Raw genomic sequence first — 12643 nt, 5'->3', positions numbered from 1 at the left:
CACCCTTTCGTGTGCTTTTCACCAAAGACCTCAAGGGAGTTGGAGACGGCGCCGACAAAGGATGCGTGAGTACCCTTGCGCACACCATGATGACCGCCGCCCGCTCCGCTGACTCCGGCCTCGCGAGCCCGGGCGAACTCGACCGCTACCCCTACGCCGAGGCGCCCGCCGTCGACCGGGTCGGGGCCCCTGCTTGGGACGGCGCGGATCCCGAGCTGGGCCGTGTGGGCCGGCGCGCCGCGGGCAGCCGCGGACGCGGACTGCACGGCCAACTCGTACAGCAGCTGGGTCAGATGATCGTCTCCGGCGACCTGGGTGCCGACCGTCCGCTGGTCCCCGAGGAGATCGGGCAGCGTTTCGAGGTCTCCCGCACCGTCGTCCGCGAGTCGCTCCGCGTCCTGGAGGCCAAGGGTCTGGTGAGCGCCCGTCCCAACGTCGGCACGCGCGTGCGGCCCGTCAGCGACTGGAACCTCCTCGATCCGGACATCATCGAGTGGCGCGCCTTCGGGCCGCAGCGGGACGACCAGCGCCGCGAGCTGAGTGAGCTGCGCTGGACCATCGAGCCCCTCGCCGCCCGCCTCGCCGCCGGGCACGGGCGCGAGGACGTGCAGCAGCGCCTGGCGGACATGGTCGAGATCATGGGTCACGCGATGGCCCAGGGTGACGCGCTCACCTTCTCCCGTGCCGACTCCGAGTTCCACTCGCTGCTGATCCAGATCGCGGGCAACCGCATGCTGGAGCACCTGTCCGGGATCGTGTCCGCGGCCCTCCAGGTCTCGGGCGGGCCAGTCACGGGCTGTGACCGGCCGAACGAGGCGTCGCTGGCACACCACGGCCGGATCTGTGAGGCCCTTGCCGCGGGTGACGGCGGCGCGGCCGAGGCGGCGATGCGGCAACTCCTCACGCTCCACCCCGAGGTGGAACGCGTGGTGCCCGCCCCTCGCGAGCACTGACCGCGTTCCACGGGCGGCGCGGCCGGGACTGTCACCCCCCTCCTGTGGCAGCACTCGACCGGTGATCCGCCTCCCGTCGGACCCCGCGGGATCCACGCGATCCCGCGGGGTCCGACGGCGCGAAGGGGGCGCAGTTCCGTCACGGCGACCAGGTCGCAGTACGGAATGACCTTGGATGTCTGCTTATGGCTGTTTTTGTTCGCCTACGGGGTGTGACTCGGGCCACGCGAATTGGGCGTAACGCTCGCGGGAAGAACGCGATGACCTAAGAGGTGACAGCCGAGGAGGGAATACGGACGCCGTTCACGGCGCTGTGCATCTTCCCGGCCCCCGCCCGCGCCGTCGGCCCATCCGCCGGCGGTCGGCTCCTGTCCATAGTGGACGGGGCCGGAAGCCGTTTTCCAACTTTCCGAGAGGTTGTTCGTGTCGGCCAGCACATCCCGTACGCTCCCGCCGGAGATCGCCGAGTCCGTCTCTGTCATGGCTCTCATTGAGCGGGGAAAGGCTGAGGGGCAGATCGCCGGCGATGACGTGCGTCGGGCCTTCGAAGCTGACCAGATTCCGGCCACTCAGTGGAAGAACGTACTGCGCAGCCTCAACCAGATCCTCGAGGAAGAGGGTGTGACGCTGATGGTCAGTGCCGCAGAACCCAAGCGCACCCGAAAGAGCGTCGCAGCGAAGAGTCCCGCCAAGCGCACCGCCACCAAGACGGTCGCGGCCAAGGCGGTGACCACCAGGAAGACCACCGCAACACCGGCGGCGCCCGCCACCGAGCCCGCCACCGAGGAAGAGGCACCCGCCAAGAAGGCAGCGGCCAAGAAGACGACCGCCAAGAAGGCGGCCGCCAAGAAGGCGCCTGCCAAGAAGGCCGTGGCCAAGAAGACCAGCGCCAAGAAGGACGACGTCGAGCTTCTCGAAGAGGAGGTGCTCGAAGAGGCCGCTCCCGGCAAGGCCGGCGAGGAGCCCGAGGGTACTGAGAACGCGGGCTTCGTCCTGTCCGACGAGGACGAGGACGACGCGCCCGCCCAGCAGGTCGCCGCCGCCGGTGCCACCGCCGACCCGGTCAAGGACTACCTCAAGCAGATCGGCAAGGTCCCGCTGCTCAACGCCGAGCAGGAGGTCGAGCTCGCCAAGCGCATCGAGGCGGGTCTGTTCGCCGAGGACAAGCTGTCGAACGCCGACAAGCTGGCGCCGAAGCTCAAGCGCGAGCTGGAGATCATCGCCGAGGACGGCCGCCGCGCCAAGAACCACCTCCTGGAGGCCAACCTCCGTCTGGTGGTCTCCCTGGCCAAGCGCTACACCGGCCGCGGCATGCTCTTCCTGGACCTCATCCAGGAGGGCAACCTCGGTCTGATCCGCGCCGTCGAGAAGTTCGACTACACCAAGGGCTACAAGTTCTCCACGTACGCCACCTGGTGGATCCGTCAGGCGATCACCCGTGCCATGGCCGACCAGGCCCGCACCATCCGTATCCCGGTGCACATGGTCGAGGTCATCAACAAGCTCGCGCGCGTGCAGCGCCAGATGCTCCAGGACCTGGGCCGCGAGCCCACCCCGGAGGAGCTGGCCAAGGAGCTCGACATGACCCCGGAGAAGGTCATCGAGGTCCAGAAGTACGGCCGCGAGCCGATCTCGCTGCACACCCCGCTCGGCGAGGACGGCGACAGCGAGTTCGGTGACCTCATCGAGGACTCCGAGGCGGTCGTCCCGGCCGACGCGGTCAGCTTCACGCTCCTCCAGGAGCAGCTGCACTCCGTCCTGGACACCCTGTCCGAGCGCGAGGCCGGCGTGGTCTCCATGCGCTTCGGCCTCACCGACGGTCAGCCGAAGACCCTCGACGAGATCGGCAAGGTGTACGGCGTCACGCGTGAGCGGATCCGCCAGATCGAGTCCAAGACCATGTCGAAGCTGCGCCACCCGTCCCGTTCGCAGGTGCTGCGCGACTACCTCGACTGAGTCGAGCCGGACGACGCGGAAAGGCCCGGCCCCCTCGGGGGCCGGGCCTTTCCGCATGCCCGCCTCTCGCGGGTGCGGGGGACCCCGGGGTGAATCACTCTGGGTGTCTCACCGACACCACGGAGTGAGGAGTGCGTATGCGTCGTCGCTTGGTCCGAGCCCTGGCCCGGCCGCTGGTCCTGGCAGCCGTGGCATCCGCCCTGTCAGCGGGTTCCGCCCTCGCTGCGACCTCCGACAGGGTGGTCATAGGCGGCTTCCCCGTCGAAGCGTCGGACAGTCCGTGGACGGTGGCCCTGTCCAGCCGTAACCGATTCGGCGGTACGCGGGCGGGGCAGTTCTGCGGCGGTGTCGCGGTCGGGCGCAGCACCGTGCTCACCGCGGCCCACTGCCTGAGCGAGGAGGTGCTGGGTGAGCCGCTGGAGCGCGTGCACGACCTCAAGGTCATAGCCGGCCGCACCAACCTGCTCTCGGCCGGTGACGGTCAGGAGGTCGCCGTGCGGGCCGCCTGGGTGAATCCGGCGTACGACGGTGCCAGCAACGTCGGCGACTTCGCCGTACTGATCCTGGCCCGGCCTCTGCCCGTCGGCTCCGTCATCGGCATGGCGGCAGCGGGTGACCCCGCGTACGCGGCGGGCGGTGAGGCGGCGGTGTACGGATGGGGTGACACCTCAGGCGTCGGTGACTACCCCAACAGCCTGCGTGCCGCGCGTGTGCGTGTGCTTCCCGACGCTCTCTGTGAGGACGCCTATCCCGGAGGTGCCGACGGCGGCTACGACGCCTCAAGCATGCTGTGTGCCGGGGAGACGGTGGGTGGCCGGGACGCCTGCCAGGGCGACAGCGGGGGGCCGCTGGTGGCCCGGGGGCGGCTGATCGGGCTGGTGTCCTGGGGCATCGGCTGCGGGCGGGCCGGTAAGCCGGGGGTCTACGTGCGGGTGTCCGATCTCATGCGCACGCTCGGCTGGACGCGGGTGTGAGAACGCGGGTCGCCGGCCAAGCCTGAGCAGGTCCGCGGGGACGAGGACGGGCGGCTGCCTCTGCTCGGAGGCAGCCGCCCGTTCACCGGCCTGTGCCGGGCTGCTCGTCGTCGGACGCGAGTGTCAGCGCTCTTCGTCGGAGGCAGTCGCGGGAGCGGACGTCAGCCGCTCCGTCTCGTCCTGTATCTCAGCGGCGATCTTCTTGAGTTCCGGCTCGAACTTGCGGCCGTGGTGGGCGCAGAAGAGCAGTTCTCCGCCGCTGAGCAGGACGACGCGCAGGTATGCCTGGGCGCCGCAGCGGTCGCAGCGATCGGCGGCCGTCAACGGGCTCGCGGGGGTCAGAACAGTAGTCACGTCGCCTCTTCTCTAGCTCGACGAGCTGTCGTACCAGGGTCAACATCCAACCAGCCCCAAACGTTCCCGCTCGTGGCTTTCCCTGGAAAAATCTTTCCCGGGTGGCTGTCTGCTGCCGGTTGGCGGCGAATGTGCCGTATTGCGTGTCTATGTGTCTTACGGGGCTTCGCGGTGTATCGGTGGTCGGTCCTCCCGGCTGGGTTGCCGGTTGTTCATGAGGACGTGCCCGGAGCCTAAATGGTTCATGCCTGGAAGGGAACGTGATGTGTGCTTCACTCCATCGAGGGATCGAACAGGTATGCGAGTGTGAGCTAGTGTGAGTTTTCGGCGAGGGTGGCGTTACAACGGCTCTACCAGGCCTCGGTACCCTCTCACCGGTGACCGAAGCCGTGCCCTTACCCATGAGGGCCCCATTTGAAATTCAGCGAGGAGCGAACCGCGTGACCGCCGAGACGTCCGTGCCGTCCACAGCTCTGCTGGCAGGAGCAGACCGGGACGGTTCCAACTACACCGCGCGGCACCTGCTCGTCCTCGAGGGGCTCGAGGCCGTGCGCAAGCGTCCGGGCATGTACATCGGCTCGACCGACAGCCGTGGCCTGATGCACTGCCTCTGGGAGATCATCGACAACTCCGTCGACGAGGCCCTGGGCGGCTACTGCGACCACATCGAGGTCGTCCTGCAGGACGACGGGTCCGTCGAGGTCCGGGACAACGGCCGGGGCATCCCGGTCGACGTCGAGCCCAAGACCGGCCTCTCCGGGGTCGAGGTCGTCATGACCAAGCTGCACGCCGGCGGCAAGTTCGGCGGCGGCTCGTACGCCGCCTCCGGCGGCCTGCACGGCGTCGGCGCCTCCGTGGTGAACGCCTTGTCCGCCCGCCTGGACGTCGAGGTGGACCGCGGCGGGCACACCCACGCGATCAGCTTCCGGCGCGGCGTGCCCGGCGCGTTCGCCGGGACGGGAGCGGACGCCAAGTTCGAGGCCAAGGCCGGCCTGCGCAAGACCAAGAAGATCCCGAAGGCCCGCACCGGGACGCGCGTGCGGTACTGGGCGGACCGCCAGATCTTCCTCAAGGACGCCAAGCTCTCCCTGGAGACGCTGCACCAGCGCGCCCGCCAGACCGCTTTCCTGGTACCCGGCCTGACCATCGTCGTCCGTGACGAACTCGGACTCGGCGAGGGCGGCAGCAAGGGCGAGGAGTCCTTCCGCTTCGACGGTGGTATCAGCGAGTTCTGCGAGTACCTGGCGAACGACAAGCCGGTCTGCGACGTCCTCCGCTTCTCCGGGCAGGGCACGTTCAGGGAGACCGTCCCGGTGCTGGACGAGCACGGCCAGATGACCCCCACCCAGGTCACCCGCGAGCTCGACGTCGACGTCGCCCTGCGCTGGGGCACCGGATACGACACGACCCTGAGGTCGTTCGTGAACATCATCGCCACCCCCAAGGGCGGCACCCACGTCGCCGGCTTCGAACAGGCCGTGGCGGCCACGATGAACGAGGTGCTGCGCGCCAAGAAGCTCCTGCGCGTCGCCGAGGACGACATCGTCAAGGACGACGCACTGGAGGGTCTGACCGCGGTCGTCACGGTCCGCCTCGCCGAGCCGCAGTTCGAAGGTCAGACCAAGGAGGTGCTCGGGACCTCGGCCGCCCGCCGGATCGTGAACAACGTGGTCAGCAAGGAACTCAAGGCGTTCCTGACGTCCACGAAGCGGGACGCCGCCCAGCAGGCCCGGACCGTGCTGGAGAAGGCCGTCGCAGCGGCCCGCACGCGCATCGCCGCCAGGCAGCACAAGGACGCGCAGCGCCGTAAGACGGCCCTGGAGTCCTCCTCGCTGCCGGCCAAGCTCGCCGACTGCCGCAGCGACGACGTCGACCGCAGCGAACTGTTCATCGTCGAGGGCGACTCCGCGCTCGGTACGGCGAAGCTCGCCCGGAACTCCGAGTTCCAGGCGCTGCTGCCGATCCGGGGCAAGATCCTCAACGTTCAGAAGTCGTCCGTCACGGACATGCTGAAGAACGCCGAGTGCGGTGCGATCATCCAGGTCATAGGGGCCGGCTCGGGCCGGACCTTCGACATCGACGCCGCCCGCTACGGCAAGATCATCATGATGACCGACGCCGACGTCGACGGCTCGCACATCCGCACACTGCTGCTGACCCTCTTCCACCGCTACATGCGGCCCATGGTCGAGGCCGGCCGGGTCTTCGCGGCGGTGCCGCCGTTGCACCGCATCGAGATCGTCCAGCCCAAGAAGGGGCAGGACAAGTACGTCTACACGTACTCCGACCGTGAACTGCGCGACAAGCTCATGGAGTTCCAGAGCAAGGGCATCCGCTACAAGGACTCGATCCAGCGCTACAAGGGTCTCGGCGAGATGGACGCCGACCAGCTGGCCGAGACGACCATGGACCCGCGCCACCGCACCCTGCGCCGGATCAACCTCTCCGACCTGGAGGCCGCCGAGCAGGTCTTCGACCTGCTGATGGGTAACGACGTCGCGCCGCGCAAGGAGTTCATCTCCAACTCGGCGGCCACCTTGGACCGGTCGCGGATCGACGCGTAGCCGCTGCGCTCGGGCCGGGCGGGCCGGGGCCGGATTCCGGTGGATTCCGGAGGTGCCCGGCCCCCACGGGTTCAGTCACCTGATGGGGTGAAGAGCGTGGGGAAGAAGAGTCGGGGATCTTCCCGTTCTGTCCATCCTTGGGCATGCAGTCAAGCAAGGGCCGCCCCGAGCCAGCCCAGGACGCCGGCAACCCGCGGTACGACGATCCCTGGTACGACGCCCTCGCCTCCGGCTGGGGCGAGTCGGCCGGTGCCGGTGAGTCCCCTCCGGGAGTGATGCCGCCGACGCGAAGGGAAGGCGGGGCCGGGAGCGCGGCGGCCGACGTGTATCTGGAAGTGCAGCGCAGCACGGCCTTCCAGGAGGTACGACGGAGGTACCGGCGGTTCGTGGCGCCGGCCTTCGTGGCCTTCTTCGCCTGGTACGTGGGCTACGTCGTGGCGGCCACGACCGCGCCGGAGCTGATGGCACACCCGGTAGCGGGATCGGTGAACGTGGCGATGGTGGCGGGGCTCGGGCAGTTCGCGACCACGTTCCTGCTCACCTGGGCGTACGCGCGGCACGCGCGGTTGCGCAGAGACCGGGCCGCGCTGGAGCTGCGCTGGGACACCCAGGAGCTGACCCGCGGCATGAACGGCGGTGCCTCGTGACGGGTGAACACCAGACGCTGGCGCTGCTGCTGTTCAGCGCGTTCGTCGCGGTCACGCTGGCGATCACGACCTGGGTGAGCCGCAACCGGCGGGGCTCGGCCGAGGAGTTCTACGCGGGCGGGCGGCTCTTCACGCCCATAGAGAATGGATTCGCCATCGCGGGCGACTATCTGTCGGCCGCCTCCTTCCTGGGAGTCACCGGGCTCATCGCGCTGTTCGGCTACGACGGGCTGCTGTACGTCGTCGGATTCCTCGTGGCCTGGCTGGTGGTGCTCTTCCTGGTGGCCGAACTGGTGCGAAACTGCGGCCGGTTCACCCTGGCGGACGTGGTGGCGGCGCGGATGCGGGAGCGCCCGGTACGGATCGCCGCCGGGACGTCCTCGGTCACCGTCTCCGTGCTGTATCTCGTGGCGCAGATGGTCGGCGCGGGCAGCCTCGTGGCGTTGCTGCTCGGGGGCACGAGCGAGGTGGCGAGTGCCTGGACCGTGATCGGTGTCGGTGCGCTCACGGTGATCTACGTGTCACTGGGAGGGATGCGGGCGACGACCTGGATCCAGATCGTCAAGGCGGTCCTGCTGCTGGGCGGCACCATCGCCCTGACGGTGCTCGTCCTCGTGCGCTTCCACGGCGATCTGGACCGTCTGCTGCTCACGGCGGCCGAACGCAGCGGGCACGGGGAGGCGTTTCTGGCGCCCGGGCTGAAGTACGGCGGGGACTGGACCGCCCGCTTCGACTTCATCAGTCTGGGGCTGGCCCTGGTGCTGGGTACGGCAGGTCTGCCGCACATCCTGTCCCGCTTCTACACCGTGCCCACCGCGCGCGCCGCACGCCGCTCGGTCGTCTGGGCCGTCGGGCTCATCGGCGGTTTCTACCTGATGACGATCGTGCTCGGCTTCGGCGCTGCCGCCGTCCTCGGTCCGGACGCGGTGCGCGGGTCGAACACGGCCGGGAACACGGCGGTTCCGCTGCTGGCGCTCGACCTGGGCGGCGGTGCCGGCTCGACGGGCGGAACGGTCCTCTTCGCGATCGTCGCCGCGATCGCCTTCGCCACGATTCTCGCCGTGGTCGCCGGGATCACGCTCGCGTCCTCGGCGTCCGTGGCCCACGACCTCTACGCGTCCCTGCGCCGCCGCGGCAAGCCTCACAGTGAGGTGGCCGTGGCCCGGGTCGCCGCCGTCGGGGTCGGTGTGGTCGCGATCGCGCTGGGCCTGCTGGCGCGGGATCTCAACGTGGCGTTCCTGGTGGGCCTGGCCTTCGCCGTCGCCGCCTCGGCGAACCTGCCGGTGCTGCTCTACTCGCTGTTCTGGCGCGGATTCACCACCCGCGGCGCCGTGTGGTCCGTCTACGGCGGTCTGGTCCCGGCCGTGGTGCTCGTGGTGCTGTCGCCGGTGGTCTCGGGAAGCCCCGACTCGCTGTTCCCGGGCGTGGACCTGCAGTACTTCCCGCTGCAGAATCCGGGGCTCGTCTCGATCCCGCTGGGCTTCCTCGCCGGGTGGCTGGGCACCGTCACCGCGGCAGAGGTGCCGGACGAGGCCAAGCACGCCGAAACGGAGGTGAGGTCGCTGACCGGGGCGGGAGCGGCGTAGGGGCGGCGCCTTCATCGCCGTCGGGAACGCCAGGATCGACCTCGGCGAGACACCACCGAGTTCGTGAAGAAGGCCACGGGCCGAAGGTCCGGGTACGACAGCACACCTAGCTGCGGGTCGCCCACACGTAACGGTGCTCCGGGCGGCCCGCGTCACCGTACTTGAGGGTCAGCCTGGCCCGTCCGGTGCGTTCCAGCAGCTTCAGATACCGCTGGGCGGTCTGGCGGCTGACCCCGGTCCGCTCGGCGATCTCCTGGGCGGACAGCGGCCCGCCGGCGTTCATCAGGCACTGGCGGACCAGTTCCGCCGTGGTGGGGGAGTGGCCCTTGGGCAAGGCGGGCTCCGACGATGCCGACAGCGCCCCGAAGATGCGGTCCACCTCGGCCTGCTCCGCCTCCCCGCCCCCGTCGAGCGTGCGCCGCAGCTCCGCGTACGCCTCCAGCTTGGCGCGCAGGCCGGCGAAGGCGAACGGTTTGACGAGGTACTGCAGCGCGCCGTGCCGCATGGCCGCCTGCACGGTGGACACGTCCCGGGCCGCCGTCACCATGATCACGTCGGTCTGGTGGCCGCGCCGCCGCATCTCCTGGACGACCGCGAGCCCTGTCTGGTCGGGCAGGTAGTGGTCCATGAGCACCAGGTCCAGCCGGGGCAGCGTCTCCAGCCGGCGCAGCGCGTCCGCGGCGGTGTGAGCCTCGCCGGCCACATGGAAACCCGGCACCTTCTCGACGTAGGCGGCGTTGACCCGCGCGACCCTGGTGTCGTCGTCCACGACCAGGACCTCGATCATCACGACTCCTCCTCGGCGGTCTGCGGGGCTGACGGCACGGCCAGGGCCGGTTCCGGGTCGGGGGTGGTCAGCGCCTCGGGCAGGACGACGGTGAACTCCGCGCCCCCGCCCTGGGCCTCGCCCACGGTCGCGCTGCCGCCCTGCCGCTCGGCGAACCTGCGCACCAGGGACAGCCCGATGCCCCGTTCACGGTGCGCCGGCGGCTTCTTCGTGGACCATCCCTCGGCGAAAACCAGCTCCCGGTGTTCCGGCGGGACGCCCGGCCCCGTGTCGCGCACCCTGAGGATCGCCGTACGTCCCTCGGCGCGCAGCTCGACCTCCACCCGCGCCTGCGGCTTGCCGGCGACCGCGTCGAGGGCGTTGTCCACCAGGTTGCCGACGACGGTGACCAGGCCTCGGGGATCGATCAGCCGGTCGGGCAGCCGGGTCCGGTCCGACACCCACAGGGCGACGCCCCGCTCGGCCGCGACCGTCGCCTTGCCGACCAGCAGGGCGGCGAGCAGCGGGTCCTCGATCCGCTCGGCGACCTGCTCGGCGGTGGCCCGGTGGTCACCGACCACCTCGCCGACGAACTCGACGGCGTCGTCGTACATCTCCAGCTCGAGCAGCCCGAGAAGTGTGTGCATGCGGTTGGCGTGTTCGTGGTCCTGGGCCCGCAGGGCGTCGATCAGACCGCGGGTGGAGTCGAGTTCGCGGCCCAGCTGCTCCAGCTCGGTGCGGTCGCGCAGGGTGGCCACGGCTCCGCCGTCGTCGGTGGGCATGCGGTTGGCGACCAGCACTCGCTGGCCGCGGACGGTGAGCAGGTCCGTGCCGGTCACGCGCCCGGCCAGCACGTCGGCGGTGCGGCCCGCGCCGAGCGCCTCGTCGGGGGAAGAGCCCACCGCGGTGTCCCCGATGCCCAGCAGGCGCTGCGCCTCGTCGTTGAGGAGGCGGATGCGGCCGGTGCGGTCCAGGGCGACGACACCCTCCCGGATGCCGTGCAGCATCGCCTCGCGTTCCGACAGCAGCGCCGCGATGTCCGAGAAGGCGAGGTCCCTGGTCTGCCGGTGGACCCGCCGGGAGATGAGCCACGCGGCCAGCGCGCCGACGGCCAGGGCACCGCCGGCGTAGGCGAACAGCCCCGGGATCGCGTGGATCAGCCGGGCCCGGACGCTGTCGTAGGCGATACCGACCGAGACGGCGCCGACGACCATGCCGTCGCCGTCCCGCAACGGCACCTTGCCGCGGGCGGAACGGCCCAGGGTGCCGCTGTCGATCTCCATGACCTCCCTGCCGGCCAGCGCCTGGCCGGGGTCGGTCGAGACGATGCCGCCGATCTGCTTGCGGTCCGGGTGCGACCAGCGCACGCCCCGCCAGTCCATCACCACGACGTACTCGGCCTGGGTGGCCTTCCGGATCCGCTCGGCCTCCCGCTGCACCGGCCCGTCCGGTGCGGGAGGGGTGTCCCGCAGGTCCTCCACGAGGCCGGGCTGCTGTGCGGTCGTCTGCGCGATCGCGAGCGCGCGGCGCATCGCCTGATCGTCGAGCTGGTCACCGAGGGGTGCGAGGAACAGCCCGGTCGCGAGGACCGCGACTCCCGCCGCGATGACCACCTGCATCAGCAGCACCTGCGAGAAGACCCGCCGGGGCAGGCCGAGGCGCAGACGGCGTGCGGGCGGAGTGGGGCTCATACCCAAGACGGTACGTGGGGCTTCCCAGCTGCCGTAACGGGTGTGAGGTGGATCTCTTGCCCATGGTTGAGCGGACGGATCGGGGCCCGGTCAGCTCGCGAGGGCCGTGGTCGTCCTCATCTCACGGACCTCGACCACGTCCATCCGCGCGGGCGACCCGAGGACCGCCGTCCCGCAGCTCTCCGGGCGGGGCGGCAGGGCCGCCCCCTGGGCGACGGCGACCTGCCAGCGGCGCCCGTCGGTATGGGCGACGGTCACCTCCCAGCGCGGCGCCGCGCCGGTAGTCCGCACGACGCTCAGCGCCTGCGCGGCGTATTCGCCCGTCCTGTCGCGCACGGCGAGTTCGGCGGCCTGACCGGGGCGGTCCCAGGCAGAGCTGCCCCGGCACCCGTCCAGGACGATCCGGCCCTCGCGCGCGCCGAGGAGCACCTCTTTCAGGGTGTGCGCCTCGGCCCGGCCGTACGCGTATCCGTACGGCAGCACCAGGACCGTCGGGGCGAAGCGGTGACCGCCCAGATGGGTGACCTCCCAGACGCCCTCGACCCCGGACGTGGCGAGTTCGGCCGCGAGGGGCCGGCCGAGGAGGGCGCAGCAGCGGTCGCGCTTGCCGTTGGTGCAGACGAGGGCGAGCGGATCGCCGTCGTGGGGCCGGCCGCCGAGCACCGCGCCGAAGGAGCGGTGGTCGCCGCGGCCGAGTGCGGCGAAGTCGAGAGCGAGCAACTGCCCGGGGTCCGAGGTCGTGGCGGCGTGCAGCCACACGTTCCCCGGGACGGTGTGGGCGACGTACACCCGGCGCGCGGCGGGCATCCGGCGGTCCGCGTGGCGTCCGGGGCGGCGGATGAGAACGATGCGTACGCCCGTGTCCTTCGCCGCCGCCTCCAGAGCACGGCCCAGCGCGGGGTCCAGGTGGCTCGAGGTGAGCGCCTTGACACCCCAGGGGCCGGGCTGTTCCAGCAACAGCCAGGTCCTCGCGGTGGCCGCGGTCCCCGAGACGGGCTCGCCGAAGTCCCGGGAGACGCTTGAACACGTACTCACAGAGGTGAGCCTAACCTGACTTGTCTCCCGTCGGCCGCCGGGCCCCGCCGGGCGCTGCTCCGTCAGTGGGCGGCGGCCCCGGAGGTGACTCGTATCCTGAGTCGGCATCCCATCCTC

Annotated in this window: 10 protein-coding genes; 6 read left to right on the top strand and 4 right to left on the bottom strand. The window is 70.5% G+C overall.

Going from position 1 to position 12643, the window contains the following annotated elements:
• Window positions 1-65: 65 nt before the first annotated feature.
• From IE212_RS17825 to IE212_RS17815, 3 genes are all read left to right on the top strand, one after another.
• The gene (locus IE212_RS17825; protein ID WP_190198851.1) at window positions 66-953 is read left to right on the top strand and encodes a FadR/GntR family transcriptional regulator; all 888 of its coding nucleotides are present in this window, start codon (window positions 66-68) and stop codon (window positions 951-953) included.
• A gap of 423 nt (window positions 954-1376) precedes the next feature.
• A complete protein-coding gene (locus IE212_RS17820) occupies window positions 1377-2909 on the top strand; it encodes an RNA polymerase sigma factor (protein ID WP_190198850.1) in 1533 nt (510 codons plus the stop codon).
• 137 nt (window positions 2910-3046) lie between these two features.
• Window positions 3047-3883 (top strand): S1 family serine peptidase, encoded by an 837-nt coding sequence (locus IE212_RS17815; protein ID WP_190198849.1) that lies wholly within the window; start codon window positions 3047-3049, stop codon window positions 3881-3883.
• Window positions 3884-4006: 123 nt separating this feature from the next.
• On the opposite strand, the gene IE212_RS17810 is transcribed toward IE212_RS17815, so the two are convergent.
• Entirely contained in the window at window positions 4007-4237 is a 231-nt protein-coding gene (locus tag IE212_RS17810) for a DUF7455 domain-containing protein (RefSeq protein WP_190198848.1), read from the bottom strand.
• A gap of 440 nt (window positions 4238-4677) precedes the next feature.
• Here IE212_RS17810 and IE212_RS17805 point away from each other — a divergent pair, with 440 nt between their 5' ends.
• From IE212_RS17805 to IE212_RS17795, 3 genes are all read left to right on the top strand, one after another.
• Window positions 4678-6801 (top strand): DNA gyrase/topoisomerase IV subunit B, encoded by a 2124-nt coding sequence (locus IE212_RS17805; RefSeq protein WP_190198847.1) that lies wholly within the window; start codon window positions 4678-4680, stop codon window positions 6799-6801.
• 143 nt (window positions 6802-6944) lie between these two features.
• Window positions 6945-7448 (top strand): DUF485 domain-containing protein, encoded by a 504-nt coding sequence (locus tag IE212_RS17800; protein ID WP_190198846.1) that lies wholly within the window; start codon window positions 6945-6947, stop codon window positions 7446-7448.
• Complete coding sequence (locus IE212_RS17795; protein WP_190198845.1) at window positions 7445-9034, top strand: monocarboxylic acid transporter; 1590 nt, start codon at window positions 7445-7447, stop codon at window positions 9032-9034. The genes IE212_RS17800 and IE212_RS17795 overlap by 4 nt, the downstream gene beginning before the upstream one ends.
• A gap of 106 nt (window positions 9035-9140) precedes the next feature.
• Here IE212_RS17795 and IE212_RS17790 read toward each other — a convergent pair whose 3' ends face one another.
• From IE212_RS17790 to IE212_RS17780, 3 genes are all read right to left on the bottom strand, one after another.
• The gene (locus IE212_RS17790; RefSeq protein WP_190198922.1) at window positions 9141-9821 is read right to left on the bottom strand and encodes a response regulator; all 681 of its coding nucleotides are present in this window, start codon (window positions 9819-9821) and stop codon (window positions 9141-9143) included.
• Window positions 9821-11491 (bottom strand): sensor histidine kinase, encoded by a 1671-nt coding sequence (locus tag IE212_RS17785; RefSeq protein ID WP_190198844.1) that lies wholly within the window; start codon window positions 11489-11491, stop codon window positions 9821-9823. The genes IE212_RS17790 and IE212_RS17785 overlap by 1 nt, the downstream gene beginning before the upstream one ends.
• 90 nt (window positions 11492-11581) lie before the next feature.
• Window positions 11582-12526, bottom strand: a complete 945-nt coding sequence (locus tag IE212_RS17780) for a ferredoxin family protein (protein ID WP_190198843.1) — start codon at window positions 12524-12526, stop codon at window positions 11582-11584.
• Between the last annotated feature and the right edge of the window lie 117 nt (window positions 12527-12643).

Origin of the sequence: Streptomyces djakartensis, assembly GCF_014651075.1 — a bacterium.
Lineage (GTDB): Bacteria > Actinomycetota > Actinomycetes > Streptomycetales > Streptomycetaceae > Streptomyces > Streptomyces djakartensis.
Note: the sequence above shows the minus strand (reverse complement) of the source record. Positions and strands in the feature narration are given on the sequence as shown.